The organism is Kouleothrix sp., from assembly GCF_046328425.1.
In the GTDB taxonomy this organism is placed as follows: domain Bacteria; phylum Chloroflexota; class Chloroflexia; order Chloroflexales; family Roseiflexaceae; genus Kouleothrix.
Genome location: NZ_JAXLWP010000043.1, coordinates 32,550 through 48,987, shown reverse-complemented (window position 1 = coordinate 48,987; position 16,438 = coordinate 32,550). Strand labels below are relative to the sequence as shown.

Here is a 16,438-nt window from a genome sequence, read left to right as displayed (position 1 = left end):
GCCGCCCCCAAACCCTTACCAAGTGTACGTCATCAGGCGAATTGGTATTACTAGGCCATATACACCGGCAGATCCTGCACCAGGTAGCTGCCGCTGGCGTGCTTCACCGTGAATGTGAAGCGCGAGGTTTTGCCAAGCAGCACGAACAGCTTGCCGGAGTCGGCCAGAAACTCGACGGTGAACTGGAACTCGTCGGCGCTCACGGCCTTCTCGGCGACAATGCGCTTCAGGCGCAGGCACTGCAGGCCGTTTTGCTCGCAGCCATTGCGCAGCAGCGCGATGTGATCGCGCGCGGGCACGTCGGGGTTCCAGCCTGCGAGGATGTCGTACGAGCCGCCGTAGAGCCTGGCTGCGTCGGCGTAGCGGCCGGCGTACAGCGCGCCAAAGTAGGCCCGCAGGCCGTCGCGCGCCCGGTCGAGGCGCTGCACCACCGGCGGGTTGATCTTCAGCGACTCGCCGATCGCCTCGAGCGCCGGCCGCACGCTTTTCTCGCCAGCGGCTTTGTAGCCGTACACAAAGCCAAACACGCGGTAGTCCTGGTCGACGCGGCCGTTCTGGTGGTAGAGCGCGGCGCCCTTCGAGCCTTTGTCGGTGGTGAAGGTAAAGCCGGTTTCCCAGCGCGCGCCGGGCATGGCGATTGCGCCGGTGTTCTTCACGCTCTTGCTGTAGATCTGGCGCAGCGCGGCCTGCCCACGCTTTGCCAGCGCGTCGGCCGGCGTATCCGCGCCGGCGTCGAACGTGTCGATCGCGGCGACGGTGTGGCGATCCTTGCTGATGAAGATCGTGATCTCGGGCGTGAGCTGCTCGACGTGCAGCAGGTCGGCGGGGTACTGTACGCTCCACTCGCCGCTTGGCGCCGTGTAGGTTTTCAGCCGGGGCGCGGCGCCTACGTTGGGCGCATGCATGAAAATCGCAATTCCGGCGATTAATGTCAGTATCGCTGATATATAGTGTTTCACGGTTGTTCCTTGCACGAGCGATGTCCACAGTTGAACATACGCCTATAAAGACGAACAACCGGTGCTGGTTTTGCTACATCATTTGGCGGATTTATACCAAATCCGTCTGATCACTTCTTTTTTGGTATGCCCTGCCCGGCTTGGCTGGGTGCGGCATATTTGCCTGCGGCAGCGCGGTTTTTCCGCGCTCTGCGCGGAAAAACTGCATACGGGTCGAGCAGCGAGTACCGTGCTGCCGCAGGCCGAGCACGCCAACTGCGTAAGCCATAACTAAAAAGGAATTTCGGGGCAGCGTTGCCGCCCACGAAATTCCGCCATACAGCAAGTGATCAGCCGAATGAGGCTAGCGGCGATCGGCGGCCGCGCCGTGCAGAAACAGCTCGAGCAGAGCATCGATTGCCGTGTCGGGCGTGCGCGCGCCGCCGGCGGGCGTGGTGGTGAGAAACGGGTAGAGCATGCCCAGCAGCAGCCACGTGAGCGTGGGCGGGTCGGCCGGGCGCAGCTCGCCGCGCGCCATACCGCTGGCCAGCATCGCGGTGATCGGGCCGATAAATTGGGCCTGGTAGCGCTGGCCGAAGCCGGCGCGCGCCTCGGGGCCAAGGTGGGCGATCTCGTTGCCGGCGAGCCGCACGAGCGCGCGCTGGTCGGCTGGCTGCCCCGCCAGCCCGCGCACCAGCGCGCCAAGCTGCGCGCCGACATCGGGGCCGGCGCCGGCGGCCTGCCGCACAATCTGGCCGGTGGCGTCGAGCGCCCCGTGCATGATCGCCAGAAACAGATCCTGCTTGTCGTTGAAGTGGTAGTACAGGCCAGCCTTCGACACGCCCACCGCCTCGGCGATCTCGCGCATCGAGATGCCGTTATAGCCGTGCTCCATGAACAGGCGCGCACCTTCGGCGAGAATGCGCTCGCGCAGCGCAATATCAGAATTTGACATAATAAACCTCGAACTGACAGGCCGGCTGGTTCCAGCGGCAGGTTGGCCTGCGCTGCGACAGCGTCACACGTGCGAGCCCGCAGCCTGCGAGCTTGCTTCCGCGCCGGCAGCCTGCGCCCCAAGTGTCGCCAGCTCTTCGGCGCGGCCCTTGAGGCCAAGCGCGGCCAGCGTCAGCAGCAGCATCACCACGCCAATCAGGAAGAACGACGAAGTATAGCCCAGCACGCCGCCGCCGCGCGACGCCGCCACCGCGCCGGCGAGCGTGCCGCCGAGCAGCTGGCCCACGCTGGTGAAGATTGTCAGGATCGCCTGGGCCGAGGCGCGCTCGGACGCCGGGGCCTCGTTCAGCATGATATAGCGCAGCGCCGCGCCGAGCAACACCGAGAGGCCCAAGCCAAACAGCACCGCCGACACATAGAACAGCGCCAGGCTGGTAGCGAAAAAGCTCAACAGCAGCATCCCGAGCGTCACGAGCGCGCTGCCGAGCAGCACCACAACCCGCGAGCCCGAGCGATCGAGCATGCGGCCCGAGAGCGGCGAGCCAACCGCCATGGCCAGCACCACTGGCACCAGCATAAAGCTGGCCTGCGATTCGCTGACACCAAACGCGGCCACCACCAGCGCCGGCACGAACACCACTGCGGCCTCGGCCAGCCCGGCGCCGGCCGCAAGCGCGGCGGTAAGCGAGATCTGGCGCCGGCCAAACAGGCTGGTGCGCAGGATCGGGTCGGCCGCGCGGCGCTCGAGCAGCCACAGCACCGGCACCAGCACGATCGCGGCGGCCAGGAATGGCCACACCCGCAGCGAGGCCAGGCTCTGGCCGATATTGGCGGTGTCGAGCTGGTTGAGCCCGTAGGCCAGCGCCGTCAGCAGTGCGCCCAGCACGGCCATGCCTAGCCAGTCGAACGAGGGCTGCGTGGCCGGGCGCGACGACGGCAGCAGCCGCAAGCCCAGGCCGATCACCAGCGCGGCCAGCGGCAGGTTGATGATGAACAGCCAGGGCCAGCCAAAGATCAGCAGCACGCCGCCGATGATCGGGCCGATCAGAAAGGCGATGCCGAACACCGCGCCGATCAGGCCGAGCGCGCTGCCGCGCTTTTCGGGCGGGAAGGTGTCGCCGATCACCGCGCTGGCGACGGGGAAGATACCGCCGGCGCCGAGGCCCTGGATGGCGCGCCCGGCCAGCAGCACGCCGAAGCCGGGCGAGATCGCCACCAGCAGCGAGCCAAACGCGAACAGCGCCACGTCGAGCACGTAGATCGCGCGGCGGCCGAAGAGATCCGAAAGTTTGGCCATTAGCGGCGTGCCGATCAGGTTGAAGAGCACGTAGATGGTGAAGATCCACGCCGCCGCGCGGTCGTCGACGCCGAAGGCCGCGCGGATCGCCGGCAGCGCCGGGCCGACGATTGCGATGTCGAGCGCGGCCATGAGTACGCCAATAAACAGCAACCCGAGCAGCCGGTTGCGGGTTTGTGTCTCCGCCTGTGTCATGATTCTGTCCTCTCACCAGTAAGTTACTTACCGGTCGGTAAGTTAGTGTGATGATACTGCGACTGCGGCGATTTGTCAACACTGGTTTTTGGCGGCCGACGGCCATACTCGTGGCCGGCAGCCGCCAGAAGAGGGAACGTTTCGGAGGCTACGCCTCCCCGAGGTCCACGCGGCCCTACTCGGGTGCGCTGGCGAGGTAGGGCTCGACGGCGCGCGCGAGCCGGCGCGAGTCGCGGTTGGCCTCGTAGAGGTGGCCGCGCAGGCTGTGGGTGAAGCCGATGAAGTACAGGCCGGGGAAGCTGGTGGGCTGGCCCGATTCAAAAGCCGGGAAGTTGCCGTCCTCAAGCGCGCCCGGCAGGCTAAGCAGCTGGCCGAGGCCGCTGCGAAACCCCGTGGCGGCGACGATCGCGTCGAACTGCTCGGCGCGGCCATCGGCGTATACCACGCTGCCGGCGGCGAGCCGCGCGACATTGGGGCGGGGCTGCACGAGCCCGCGCCGCACCGCGCCCACAAAGCCGACGTCGATCACCGGGACGTGGCGGGCGGTGTAGGGCCACCACGCCGGCCGCGCCAGCCCGATCCGCGTCAGGTCGCCCAGCGCCAGCCGCGTCACCGCGCGCGCCAATGCGTCGGCCAGGCGCGCGGGCAGGCGCGCCAGCAGCAGCCCCGAGCGCTGCGCCGGCATGCCAAACGGGTCGCGCGCGACGATCGGCGGCTGTGTGCGGATGCTGATCGCCACAAACGCCGCGCCGTGCTCGGCCAGGTCGGTGGCGATCTCGGCGCCGCTGTTGCCGATGCCCACCACCAGCACGCGCTGCCCGGCGTACGGCCCGGCGTTGCGGTACTCCGACGAATGGCGCACCGCGCCGCCAAACTCGGCGCGGCCAGGCCAATTGGGCACGATCGGCTGGTTGTACTGGCCGCTGGCGATGATCACCACGCGGCTGCGGAACATGCCGATGTCGGTTTCGACCAGCCAGGTGCGCCCGGCATCGCCCGCAGGCCGCACCTGGCGCACCGCGCAGCCGCCGACGACCTTCAGCCCAAAGTGGCGCGCGTAGCTCTGCAGGTAGGCGGCGTACTGATCCTTCGACGGGTACTTCGGGTAGCTCCTGGGCAGCGGGTAGTGCGCCAGGCTCGAATACACCGTGTGCAGGTGCAGGCGGTCGTAGCGCTCGGCCCACACATCGCCGACGCGCGGCCGGCGGTCGAGGATGAGCGGGCTGAGCTTGCGCTGGCGCAGCGCCCCGGCGGCCGAGAGGCCAGCCGCGCCGCCGCCGACGATCAGGATGTCGAGATCAGGCATAGGCTTGAGAGAGAGTGATGATCCATAGCTTGCGTAGTATACACCACGCCAGCGCGACTGTGACAAAAACGTCAGGTCGGGCTGCGCGCCGCACGCTACAATACAGCTAGCGCCCGCACGCTAGTGTTTTCAATCGCACAATGTACGCGGTTCTTTTCGTGTATGGGCCTGGTTCAAAGTACCTTGTGCCAATCGGGGATGTGAGGACGCCATGATCCGAGCACTCGGCTACTGCTGCCTCCTGGTCGCCCTCGCGGCCGCGCTAGGCCTGCCGCCCGGCCGCGCCGCGCTCGCGGCCCCGCAGTCGATCTACGACGACGCGCTCGCCGCCGGCTGGGACAACTACTCGTGGGCCACGGTGAACTTGCAGGCCGGCGCGCCGGTTCACGGCGGCACAAAAAGCATCGCGGTGACGTACGGCGCCTGGGAGGGGCTGTACCTGCACCACCCCGGCGTCGCGACCGCAGGCTTCAGCAAGCTGAGCTTCTTCATCCACGGCGGCAGCGCGGGCGGCCAGAAGCTGAACCTGTTCGCCACGCGCGCCAGCGACGCCGCCAACAGCCACGGCCCCACTGTCGCCGTGCCGCCGCCGGCCGCCAATGGCTGGAGCCAGGTGCAGATCGCGCTCAGCAGCCTGGGCGCCGACAACACCACGATCACCGGGCTGACCTGGCAGGACGCGACCGGCGGCGCACAGCCGACGCTGTACATCGACGATATTGCGCTGGCGAGCGACGAAAGCCCCGACGCCCCGGCGCTGGCCGATGCCGTGCTGCTGCCGCGCGCCGCGCACGCCGATGGCGCGACTGCGGTGGTGCTGCGCGTGAAAGCCACCGACCCGCAGGGCGCCGCCGACATCGCCGCCGTAACCGTCGACGCCACAGCGCTGGGCCGCGGCACGCTCGCGCTGCACGACGACGGGCGCAGCAACGACGGCGCACCCGGCGACGGCGTGTATGGCCTGGCGTTCACGATCGCGCCGGGCACGGCCACCGGCGAGCTTCAGCTGCTGGCAAGCGCGCGCGACCAGGCCGGCCACACCAGCAGCCTGCCGCTTGGCGCCTTCGACGTGCTGGCCGCGCCGGGCGGCGGTATCCCCGCAAGCCTGCCGCAGCGGCTCGGCTGGGGAAGCAACGAGTGGAGCGAGACGCCCGGCCAGGACTGGCAGGTGAACAGCGGCGTGCCGTGGAGCTACGTGTACCAGTACATCACCTATGAGTGGTACAGCGACCCCGGCCACTGGGGCGGGAATTTCGTCGGCCGGTTTGTGCAGCAGGCCTGGGGCAAAGGCTACATCCCGGTGATCTCGGCCTACCTCATCCTGGGCACGCCGCCGGCCTGCGGCGAAAGCCCGAGCTGCTACGCCCAGAAGCTGCAGAACGCCAGCGCGGTGAGCGGCTACCTCGGCGCGCTGCAGCTGGCCGCCACCGAGGCGAAAGGCAACAAGCCGGTGATCTTTCATATCGACCCTGACTTCTACGGCTTTATGCAGCAGTACAAGTACAGCAGGAATGCCGCCAACCCCAACGACCCCAGCTCGTACCCGGTGGCGCTGAACGTGCCGGGCTACGCGAACAACCTGGCCGGCTTTGGCAAGCGCGTGGTCGACATAATTCACCAGACCGCGCCAAACGCGCTGGTGGGCCTGCAGGCCAGCAAGTGGTCGACGAACGCCGACCCGAATGGCGTGAGCGCTGCGGCGGTGCCGGGCATGGCCCAGAGCACTGCGGCCTTCCTCGCGGCGATGGGCGGCGACAAAGCCGACCTGCTCTTTGTCGAGTGGAGCGACCGCGACGCGGGCAGCGGGCTGCGGCCGTGGTGGGACGACACCAACCGCATCCTGCCGCGCCCGGCCCGCGCGGTGCTGTGGGAGAACGCGCTCTCGGCGGCGGCGGGCAAGCGGCTGGTCCTGTGGCAGGTGCCGGCCGGAAACATGAGCCTGAATAACACGCCGCAGCACTACCAGGACAACCGCGCGGCCTATCTGTTCAGCCACCCGCGCGACGCCTTCGACTCGGGCGTGATCGCGGTGCTGTTTGGCGGCGGCGACAGCAACCAGACCGCGCCCTCGACCGACGGCGGCTTTATTGCGGCGCAGGGCCAGATCGCCTACGCCGCGCCGCCCGCGCCCAGCGGGCTCGCGCTGGTGGGCCAGAGCGGCGCGGCGGCGACGCTGCGCTGGGACGAGGTGGATGTGCCCGACCTGTGGGGCTACCGGCTGCGCTACCAGCTCGGCGGCGGGTCGGCCGAGACGATCGACCTGAGCCGGGCCAACAGCGCCACGCTGCTGCTGCCGTTTGCGGGCAGCTGGAGCATCAGCGTCGCGGCGATCGACGCGATGGGCAACGTGGGCGCGTTCTCGGCGGCGGTAGGCACCACCGCCAGCCAGGGCGCGCAGCGGGTGCTGCTGCCGATCGCACGGCGGCCGTAGCGCGCGCCATTTGGCGAGCGCCGCAGCGGTGACTGCGACGCTCGCCAAACCGTGAGAGTGAGGGGCGGGCTATTGTGCGCGGCGGAGGCCCAGCACGCGGCCCACCGGCACCGTGAACAGCAGCCCGCTGTCGGCGGCATCGAAATCGCCGACGACGCGCTGCGCTGCGGCGACGAGCGCATCGACCTGGGCATCGTCGGCGACGGTGAACAGAGTGCGGTGATCCGGGTCGGCCTGCTCGAGCAGGTCGCGCAGCGAAGGAAACAGCGGCGTGTCGTCGCGCGTCCAGCCGCCGCTCAGGCGAGCCATGCCGGTGCTGTCGATGATCGTGACGCCACGCGCGCCGGCGTCGGTCCAGGCATTGATCAGCGGCTCCAGCTGGGTGGCGTCGGTCAGCACCATGACGATGACCTGTGGCATATACACCTCGGGTTCGCGGCCAGCGCGGATGCGGCGGGGGCATGCGCGCCAGGCGCTCGATGCCGGCACGCGCCGGTTTTCTTCTACACAAAGGCGAGCTGCGCGGCCGGGCTACTCGGCCGGCGTTGGCGCGGCGGGCTGGGCCGCGTCGGCGGCCTGCGGCGCGCGGAAGGCCAGGCGCAGCAGCAGCGGCGTGGCCAGCGTGGTCACAAGCACCATCACCACCGTCACCGCGAACAGCTCCTCGTTGATGATCCGGTTGCTGATGCCGACCGACGCCGCGATCAGGCCGACCTCGCCGCGCGAGATCATGCCAATGCCGATCTGGATGGCCTCGCGGTTGGTTGCCCCGCCGAGGCGCGCGCCCAGCCCGCTGCCGAGCAGCTTCGAGATCACTGCCACGGCGCACACCGCCAGCGTGAACCAGATCAGCTGCGCGCCAAGCAGCCGCGCGTCGGTGCGCAGCCCGATGCTGGCGAAGAAGATTGGCACAAAGAACGCGTAGGCCATCTGGCCGACGCCGCGCTCGATCTCGTGGCGGTAGCGCGTGCGCGCGAACAGCACCCCGGCCAGAAACGCGCCGGTGATCGCCGCCACCGCACCCACCACCTCGGCCGACCACGCCATCAGCAGCGTGATCAGCAGCGCGGTTGTGAGGATCGGCTGGCTGATCGGCCAGCGCGCGGCCAGGCGCAGCGCGCGCGGGATGATCCAGCCGCCCAGCAGCGTGGCGCCCACCAGGAACAGCGCCATGCGCGCGACGATCAGCAGCACCCCGGCCAGGCTGCCGGCGCCGCTGGCGAGCGCCACGAACAGCGAGAGGATCAAGATCACCAGCACGTCGTCGATCACCGCCGCGCCCAGCAGCGCCAGCCCGACCCGCGAGCGCAGCTTGCCAAGCTCAAGCAGCGTCTGCGCCGAGATGCTGACGCTGGTGGCGGTGAGCAGCACGCCGACGAACAGCGAGCCGACGAGGCTGTAGCCAAAGGCTAGCCCCACGGCAAGCCCCAGCAGCAGCGGCGCTGCCACCCCCAACACGCCGGCCAGCAGCGCGAGCTTGCCCGACTTGCGCATTTCGTCGAGGTCGATCTCGAGGCCGGCCACAAACATCAGCAAAACGACGCCGATCTCGGCTAGCTCGGTGATCGTGTCGTGCAGGTGGGTGTTGGTGAAGAACGGCCAGGCGAACATGTTCAGCATAGTTGGGCCGAGCAGCAGCCCGGCCAGCAGCTCGCCCAGCACGGCGGGCTGCCCCAGCCGGGTGCTGAGCAGCCCGGCCAGCTTCGCGCTGGCAATGATAATCACAAGCGCTAGAATAAGCTGCAGAAATGGCGTCATCTCACCTCCTCCGTGCGCTTCAAACCTCAGAAGCTGCCTGAAAAGGGTGGTTTGAAGGGATTTCGTCGCTCCAAATATCACTCTTTCTGCGGGTAGGCCACATTCGTGGCCGCCACCCGCCAGAAGGGAAGTGCGAGGCATAGCCTCGCGCACCCCTTTTCAAACAGGCTCTCAGTATTTTGTCGATGGCTCTGCTCTGCCGAAGGCTGAGCACGCCAACCGCGTAAGACCTCGTTTTAATCGAGAACGTGTACCGGCTGCCACGAGTATAGCATGGCGCAGGTGGAAATGGGCCGCCGAAAAGTAAAATCGGGGTAAAATCGGCCGGAGCGGCGGTGGCGTCAGCCCAGGCCGGCCTCGCGCGCGCGCACGATCGCGTGGGCGCGATCGGCTACCTGGAGCTTGGCGAAGATATTCGAGACATAGTTGCGCACGGTGCTGCCGCTGAGCACCAGCCGCGCGGCGATCTCGGCGTTGCTGTGGCCTTGGGCGATCAGCCCGAGGATCTCGCGCTCGCGGTCGGTCAGCTCGGGGAACGCCTGTGGCGGCGCGGCCGGGCGCGGCGCAGCGAAGAACTCGATCAGCCGGGTGGCGATGGTCGGGCTGAAGATCGCCTCGCCCCGGCCGATCGCGCGAATGGCGCGCAGGATGTCGTCCTTGTGCGCGTCTTTCAGCACAAAGCCGCGCGCGCCGGCGCGCATGGCCGCGAACACCGCCGCGTCGTCGTCGGCCATGGTGACGATCAGCACGCGGATGCTCGGGCTGGTGTGCAGGATGGCGCGCGTGGCCTCGATGCCGCCCACGCCGGGCATGCGCACGTCCATCAGCACGATGTCGGGCTGCAGCTGCTCGGCCAGCGCAATCGCCTCGGCGCCATTGGCGGCCTCGCCCAGCACCGCGAAGCCGGGGTTGGCCTGCAGTAGCGCGGCGATGCCATGGCGAAACAGCGGGTGGTCGTCGGCGATCAGCACGCGTAGTGTTTCCATTGTTGAAATACCCCCGTCACTCCAACGACCTTGCCCGCCTGCAGCGCTCATCGCAGGCCGTGGCGGATCGCCAGCACCGCCGCCTGCGTGCGATCCTCGACATCGAGCTTGGCCAGCAGCGCGCTGACGTGGTTGCGCACCGTCCCGGCCGACAGCGAAAGCGCGCCAGCGATCGCCGCATTGTTGTAGCCGCGCGCGATCAGCTGCAGAATGGCAAGCTCGCGCTCGGAAAGGCGCCCGAGCACTGCCGACTCGGGCTGCGGCACTTTGCCCGCGACATGCTCGAACAGCCGCCCGGCCACCGCCGAGTCGACGTATGTTCGCCCGGCGACGGTGCCGCGCACCGCGCGGATCAGCTCTGCGCGAGGCGTGTCTTTGAGCAGGTAGCCCGCGGCGCCGGCCTGAATGGCATCGAACAGCCAGGCGTCGTCGTCGAATGTCGTGAGGACGAGTACCTGCGTCTCGGGCAGGCGGCTGCGGATCTGGCGGGTCGCGTCGACGCCATTGCAGCCGGGCATTTTCAGATCCATCAGCACCAGGTCGGGCCGCAGCCGGAGCGCCATCTCGACGGCCTCGTAGCCGTCCTGGGCTAGCCCGACCACGGTGATCCCCTGCTCCATGCCGAGCAGCAGCGCCAGCCCGTCGCGCGTGATGTCTTGGTCATCGCAGATGAGCACGTGCATCGCTCCTCCACACGTTGGGTATGATCAGGCGAAGCATCGTGCCGCCGGGCGAGCTGACAATGCTAAGTTCGCCGCCAAGGCTTGCGGCTCGCTCGCGCAGGCCGCGCAGCCCGTACCGATCCGGGTGCGGCGCGTGCGGGTCGAAGCCCTGGCCATCGTCGCGGACAAGCAGCTCGAGCCGCTGGCTATCGGCTTGCAGCTGTACCCACAGCGTCGTAGCAGCGGCGTGGCGGGCGGCGTTCGCCAGCGCCTCCTGCGCCGTCCGGTAGACGCACTGCTCGATCGGCTCGGGTAGCGCCTGCGTCTCTGGCGCCAGGGCAAGCTCAAGGCGCAGGTTCGCGCGCGCCGCGCTTACGCTCGCGAGCTGGTGTAGCGCGGCCAGTAGGCCGTGCTGCTCGACCGGGCCGGCCCGCAGCGCGCGCAGCGCCCGCCGCGTTTCCTGCAGGCCGCCGCGCACGATCAGCTGAGCCTGCTGCACGATCGCGCGCGCTCGCGGCGGATCGTGCTCCCAGCACGCGTCAGCGCCCTCGAGCTGGATGCTCAGGCCGCTCAGCGTGTGGGCCAGGGTGTCGTGCAGCTCGCGGGCGATCCGGCCGCGCTCCTGGCTCGCGCCTAGCTGCTCGCGCATCTCGGCCAGGAGGCGCAGCTGGCGGTTAGCGTGCTCAAGCTCGGCCTGCTGCGCCTGCAGCTGCCGCATCAGCAGCGCCACCGAGCCGCCAACCGCGAGGAAGCTGGTGGTCTGGATGGCGGCGACCACGATCGTCGGCCCCATTGCCGGCGACAGGGCAGAGCCTAGGAGCAGCAGCGGCGCGCACGAGAGCAATGCCGTGGCCAGGCTGAACACGACTACCTGCGGCCAGCCATAGCGCCAGGCTACCAGCACCAGCGCAAGCATCAGCACCGGCAGGCCGCGCAGCGCCAGCCCCTCGGCGCCGGACTGCAGCGATCCGGCCGCGCTGGGCAGCGCGGCCAGCACGGCCACGCCGACGATCCCGCCGATGCAGAGCGGCAAAGCGTCGGAGGTCGGGCCACGGCGCCGCGCCGCGCCGGCGAAGGCCAGCAGCGCGGCCGCCCCGAGCACGTGCACCAGGTAGAAGGCCGGCGTGGGCATGCCTTCGGGTAGCAGCACGCTGTCGATCAGCGCGAGCGACAGCACGTAGGCCATCCACGCCAGCGCAATGCTTCGCAGCAGGCGCCTCTCCCATCCAGGTGCGCCAGCTCGTGGCGCGGCCAGTGTGTCGGTTGGCGAAACAGTGTCCATACCTGCCATTATAGTAAGTTTTCGGCTTGTGCTCCAATGACGCGCGTCATCCGCAGGGATGACATATGTCACGCGATGTGCGCGCGTATCGTGACCGCAGTGACTGTTCTGGCAAATGCGCGCTGGCTACACTAGCAACAAACGAGCTTGCTGCGAACGGGGCGCCTCACGCGAAGCGCCGGCAGCCGAGCGGAAGGACAGGTGTGAGATGGAAGCGCGCGGCCGTAACACAAGGGTGTTGTACATCATCGCAATCGGCCTCCTCATCGTGTTGTTCAGCGTGTCGATCTGGTTGAGCGTCTCTGATCCGCAGGGGACGATCGACGAGTACCATAAGCTGAGCTTCCCTGACTGGCTGTTGATCCCGCAGGCGAGCGCCAAGCTGCTTGGGCTGATTGGCGTCGTACAGAGGCGCTCGCGAACGATCAAGGATTTCGCGTACGCCGGGTTTCTCTACAACTTGCTGCTCGCATTTGGCGCGCATGTTGCCACGCGCGACCCCCAGGTGCTGCTGGCGCTCTTTGGGTTGGCGATCTGGGTGTTTGCCTTTGCGATGGATCGGCTGTATCAGCGCAAGCCACAGCCGGGGGTGGCTGCGCTGTAAGCACTGCCTCGGTTCGCGCGAGCGCGCCTGTGGCTTCACAGCGCGGCGATCGGCAGGCGCGCCCGCACGCGCGTGCCGCCCTGCGCGGCCGGCTCGATCAGGCAGGTGCCGCCCAGCTCGGCGGCGCGCTCGCGCATCGAGAGCATGCCCACGCCGGCGCGCGCCGCGCCGATGCCCACGCCGTCGTCGGCCACCTCGACCAGCAGCGCGCCGGCATCGGCGGCGAGGCGCACTGTGCAGGTGCGCGCGTGGGCGTGGCGCAGCACATTCGCCAGCGCCTCGGCCACGATCCGGTAGGCGGCCACCTCGACGGCGGCCGGCAGCGCCAGCGCCTCGGCGGGTGCTTCGATGGCGATCGCCGGGCCGCCGCCGTGGCTGTAGCGCTCGGCCTGCTCGCGGATGGCGCCAACCAGCCCAAGCTCGTCGAGCGCGGGCGGGCGCAGCGCGTACACCAGACGGCGCACTTCGCCCACGGTGGCGCGAATGTGCTCCTGCAGCTCGTTGGCCAGCGCGGCGGCCGTGGCCGGGTCGGCGCCGATCGTGTCGGCGACTGCGCCGGCGCTGAGCGCCAGCCCGGCCAGGGTTGGCCCTAGGTCGTCGTGCAAGTCGCGGCGCAGGCGGCGGCGCTCTTCCTCGCGCGCCAGCACCAGCCGCTCGCGCGAGCGCTGCAGATCTTCGGCCAGGCGCTGGCGCTCGGCAGCCATGCGCGCGGCGCTGGCGGCGGCGGCCAGCTGCTGCGCCAGGCTGCCGAGCAGCCGCGTGTCGGCGGCGCCGAAGCCCTCGCCGGGCGCGCGCGGCGCCACCACTAGCTGGCCGATCGTCTCGCCGCCGTAGATTAGCGGCAGGCGCAGCGTGCCGGGCGCGAGCGCGCCCACCGACGCGGCAACCACCGAGCGCCCGGCCTGGTCGAGCATGATCGCCGCGTAGGGCAGCTTCAGCGCGCGCGCCAGGCTTTCGACAATCGCCGGCAGCAGCTCTTCTGGCGCGACGGCCGCCTCGAGCGCGGCGCCGAGCCGCCCAAGCACGACGTACGGGTCGTCGCGCTCGCCATAGATCAGCCGGTTCACGCCGCGCTGCAGGCGCTCGCGCAGCGGCTGAAACAGCACCGCTACCAGCCCGGTCGCGGCCGTGGCGATCAGCAGATTGCCGCTGGCCTGGAACAGCGCGCCAAGCGCGCCGATCGCCAGCACGTAGATCGCGATCACGCACGCGGTGAGCAGCGCGTACACCAGCGTGCGGTTCAGCAGAATGCTGATGCCCCACAGCCGGTAGCGCAGGATCGCCAGGCCGATCGAGAGCGGGACGAGCAGCAGCGCCAGGTACACGGCCAGCGCGCTCGCCAGCCCGGCCAGAATGCCGCGCGTCGCGCCTAGCGCAGCCAGGACCTGCGCCGCGCTCAGCACGGCGATCGCCAGGCCCACGCCTAGCACCACCCAGCGGGTCTGCTCGCGCGCGGCCGGCCCCGAGGCGGCGCGGTAGCGGTAGATCTGCGCACCAATGCCCAGGCCCAGCAGCACCAGCGCATTCGCGCCCTCGAACGGCCTGAGCCACGCCAGCGCCGGCACGAGCGCCGCAGCCAGACCGATCAGGCCGAGCGCCAGCGCGGCAAAGCGCGACCAGCCAGGCACAAACCGGCCGTCGGGGAACAGCAGCACGAACAGAAACAGCGACGCCGCGCCGAGCAGCCTGATCGCGTCCACCGGCAGGCGCCAGGGCGGCGGCGGGCGGATGCCGCCGAGAAAGAGCGACGCGCTGAACACCGCCACAAACAGCCCGATCAGCAGCGCGGCGCCGTCGTCGGAGCGCCGCCAGAAGATCAGCCCGGCTACCGCGAAGCTCACCGCGACGAACAGGCACTCCAGCGCCACAAACGCTGCGGCCACAAACCCGACCGAGAGGCCCAGCGCCGCGATTTGCCGTGCGCCCTCGGGGGTGAGATCGCTGGCGTCGCAGGCTGGGCCGGCGCACACGGCCACGTATTTGGCGTAGGCATCGGGCAGGGTAGCGACAAACACCGCCAGCGCCAGCAGCGCGATCGCGAGCCACGCCGCGCGCGCCGCGACGCGCCAGCCGCCACGGAGCTGCCACCGTGCGGCTGGCGCGCGCTGTTCCTCTAATGGCGCGCCGATCGGCTCGCCCGCCATATCGACCTCGCGTGAGTGCGGTTTGCTCTTTACTCTACCACGGCCGCGGGGCTTTGGCGAGCGCCGGTGTAGCCCAGCCGGCCGCGCGTGGCCAGCACAATCGCCAGCGCGGCGGCGAAGTACAGCCCGAACATCAGCAGCTGGAACTCGCTCGCGAAGCTCGCAGGCAGCGGGGTGGGCAGCAGCGCGCTGAAGAAATTGCCGGTGGCATTGCTGGCGGCATGGAGCAGGATGGCGATCAGAATGCTGCCGCTGGCATTGTTGAACACCCACGCCCAGATCACCGTCAGCAGCACGATGAACAGCGTGTTGCTGGCCACGTGGCCGATGCTGAACGGCCCCATCGCGGCCGGGCCGCTGACAAATGTGTACACCGGCAGGTGCCAGAGCCCGTGCAGCACGCCAAGCATCAGCGTGCCGGCCAGCGGGCCATAGCGCGCCTGCAGGCGCGGCAGCGCGAAACCGCGCCAGCCCGGCTCCTCGAGCAGCGCCGGGAAGATGATCATCATCAGCAGCGCCGGCAGGTAGCTGCTGAGCAGCAGCGGCCACTGCGCGAGCATGGCCAGCAGCGGCCCGGCGCCCAGCAGCGCGCCGGCGGCCACCAGGTGCAGCGCAATATAGCCGAAGAGCGCGATTGCGTACCACTGCGGGCCGACGCGCCACTGCACATAGCGGCGCAGCAGCCGGCCCACGCCGGCGCGCCCCTCGGCCGCCGCAGTCACGGCGAACGCGCCGCCGGTTGGCCCGAGCAGCGTGCTGCCGATGAACAGCACGACGAACAGCCCGTCGGAGATGCCGAATGGCAGGATGCCAAGCCCATTGCGCGAGAGCACCACCGGCAGCAGGGCCAGCCACACGACGCCGAACGCGATCAGAAAATAGGCCAGCAGCGGGTGCGCGGCCATCCAGCGCCGTGGCGCGATCCCAGCGGCGCGCGGCGCCACGGTTGCGATCGTTGACATTGTCGTTCCTTTCCCGGCGGGTGCGCCCGCCTGGTTAATACCAACTCCGTTTGATTACTTGTGTTTTCTTGTGCGGCCCCGGCTTTGCCGGGCGCCGCACAAAGAAATTTGGGGGGGCGGCCCCGCCCCCCCCGAACCCCCACCATAATCCAAGCAATCAGCCGGATTTGGTATAAGCGGCCACTCACAGGCCTTTCGCGGTAGGCGTTTTTGCCTTCGGCAGAAAGGCCACGAACCGTATCGCGGGCGACCGCCTACGTCCGGTTCCTACGAGCCACGCGGCCTAGCGCGTAGCTCGCTTTGTTTGTGCCGCTAGCATACCAGCCGGGATGTCATACGCGCATGGGATCGCTGTCACGATCGCCGTACTCCTTTTGGCCGAGCCTTTGCCGCCTGCGCTACTCGGGTGGGCACTCCGGCGGCGCGGCGACGCCTGGCGCGCGCCAGGTCCAGCGCGCGTTGGCGAGGTAGTTCCAGGCCATAGCGCCGGCCACCGCCAGCACATTTGCCGCCAGCAGCGGCAGCTGGGCGTAGCCGGTGAGCGCGCCAAGCAGCAGCGCGGTGATCAGCATGCCGCCCAGCGCCACGCTGTTGAAGCGCAGCAGCCGCGCCCATATGCCCGGCGCGCCCGCCCCGGCGAACGTCCAGCGGTCGTTCAGCACGAAATTGCTGAGGATCGCCGTCTCGGTGGCCGGGATGCTGGCCAGCGGCGCCGGCCAGCCCAGGCTGTGTACGCACAGCCACAGCACCGCGCTGTTCACCAGCAGGCCGCTCAGGCCCACCAGCCCGAAGCGCATCACGCGCTCGAAGCGCCGCAGTGGCGCGAGCGCCGCGCTTATTGTTTGTATCTGCATATCGTTTGTTGCCCACGCCGCCCCGCCGCCGCGCCACGCGCAGCCGCCGGAGCGCAATCAAAGAA

At 69.2% G+C, this 16,438-nt stretch carries 14 protein-coding genes; 2 read left to right on the top strand and 12 right to left on the bottom strand.

What is annotated here, in order from left to right:
• Positions 1-50 precede the first annotated feature (50 nt).
• From U0177_RS27440 to U0177_RS27425, 4 genes are all read right to left on the bottom strand, one after another.
• Positions 51-905, bottom strand: coding sequence for a hypothetical protein (locus U0177_RS27440; RefSeq protein WP_409573875.1), 855 nt, complete (start codon positions 903-905; stop codon positions 51-53).
• Between the two features lie 397 nt (positions 906-1,302).
• Positions 1,303-1,893, bottom strand: coding sequence for a TetR/AcrR family transcriptional regulator (locus U0177_RS27435; RefSeq protein ID WP_409573874.1), 591 nt, complete (start codon positions 1,891-1,893; stop codon positions 1,303-1,305).
• 63 nt (positions 1,894-1,956) lie between these two features.
• Positions 1,957-3,384 carry an MFS transporter gene (locus tag U0177_RS27430; protein ID WP_409573873.1) on the bottom strand — a complete coding sequence of 476 codons (1,428 nt, stop codon included), beginning with the start codon at positions 3,382-3,384 and terminating at the stop codon, positions 1,957-1,959.
• A gap of 175 nt (positions 3,385-3,559) precedes the next feature.
• Entirely contained in the window at positions 3,560-4,690 is a 1,131-nt protein-coding gene (locus U0177_RS27425) for a flavin-containing monooxygenase (RefSeq protein WP_409573872.1), read from the bottom strand.
• Positions 4,691-4,901: 211 nt separating this feature from the next.
• On the opposite strand from U0177_RS27425, the gene U0177_RS27420 reads away from it, so the two are divergent.
• Positions 4,902-7,121 carry a choice-of-anchor X domain-containing protein gene (locus tag U0177_RS27420; protein WP_409573871.1) on the top strand — a complete coding sequence of 740 codons (2,220 nt, stop codon included), beginning with the start codon at positions 4,902-4,904 and terminating at the stop codon, positions 7,119-7,121.
• 69 nt (positions 7,122-7,190) lie between these two features.
• Here the strand turns inward: U0177_RS27420 and U0177_RS27415 are convergent, their stop codons facing one another.
• From U0177_RS27415 to U0177_RS27395, 5 genes are all read right to left on the bottom strand, one after another.
• Positions 7,191-7,541 (bottom strand): hypothetical protein, encoded by a 351-nt coding sequence (locus U0177_RS27415; RefSeq protein WP_409573870.1) that lies wholly within the window; start codon positions 7,539-7,541, stop codon positions 7,191-7,193.
• A gap of 111 nt (positions 7,542-7,652) precedes the next feature.
• Positions 7,653-8,879 carry a cation:proton antiporter gene (locus U0177_RS27410; RefSeq protein ID WP_409573869.1) on the bottom strand — a complete coding sequence of 409 codons (1,227 nt, stop codon included), beginning with the start codon at positions 8,877-8,879 and terminating at the stop codon, positions 7,653-7,655.
• Between the two features lie 341 nt (positions 8,880-9,220).
• A complete protein-coding gene (locus U0177_RS27405) occupies positions 9,221-9,865 on the bottom strand; it encodes a response regulator (protein ID WP_409573868.1) in 645 nt (214 codons plus the stop codon).
• Positions 9,866-9,912: 47 nt separating this feature from the next.
• Positions 9,913-10,548, bottom strand: coding sequence for a response regulator (locus U0177_RS27400; protein WP_409573867.1), 636 nt, complete (start codon positions 10,546-10,548; stop codon positions 9,913-9,915).
• Positions 10,526-11,809 carry a sensor histidine kinase gene (locus U0177_RS27395; RefSeq protein WP_409573866.1) on the bottom strand — a complete coding sequence of 428 codons (1,284 nt, stop codon included), beginning with the start codon at positions 11,807-11,809 and terminating at the stop codon, positions 10,526-10,528. Before U0177_RS27395 ends, U0177_RS27400 begins: the two co-directional genes overlap by 23 nt.
• A gap of 208 nt (positions 11,810-12,017) precedes the next feature.
• On the opposite strand from U0177_RS27395, the gene U0177_RS27390 reads away from it, so the two are divergent.
• Positions 12,018-12,413 (top strand): DoxX family protein, encoded by a 396-nt coding sequence (locus U0177_RS27390; RefSeq protein ID WP_409573865.1) that lies wholly within the window; start codon positions 12,018-12,020, stop codon positions 12,411-12,413.
• Between the two features lie 35 nt (positions 12,414-12,448).
• Here the strand turns inward: U0177_RS27390 and U0177_RS27385 are convergent, their stop codons facing one another.
• From U0177_RS27385 to U0177_RS27375, 3 genes are all read right to left on the bottom strand, one after another.
• Positions 12,449-14,557: a sensor histidine kinase gene (locus U0177_RS27385; protein ID WP_409573864.1), complete on the bottom strand. Its 2,109-nt coding sequence runs from the start codon at positions 14,555-14,557 to the stop codon at positions 12,449-12,451.
• 29 nt (positions 14,558-14,586) lie between these two features.
• The gene (locus U0177_RS27380; RefSeq protein WP_409573863.1) at positions 14,587-15,519 is read right to left on the bottom strand and encodes a type II CAAX prenyl endopeptidase Rce1 family protein; all 933 of its coding nucleotides are present in this window, start codon (positions 15,517-15,519) and stop codon (positions 14,587-14,589) included.
• Between the two features lie 398 nt (positions 15,520-15,917).
• Positions 15,918-16,373 carry a GtrA family protein gene (locus U0177_RS27375; protein WP_409573862.1) on the bottom strand — a complete coding sequence of 152 codons (456 nt, stop codon included), beginning with the start codon at positions 16,371-16,373 and terminating at the stop codon, positions 15,918-15,920.
• Positions 16,374-16,438 lie beyond the last annotated feature (65 nt).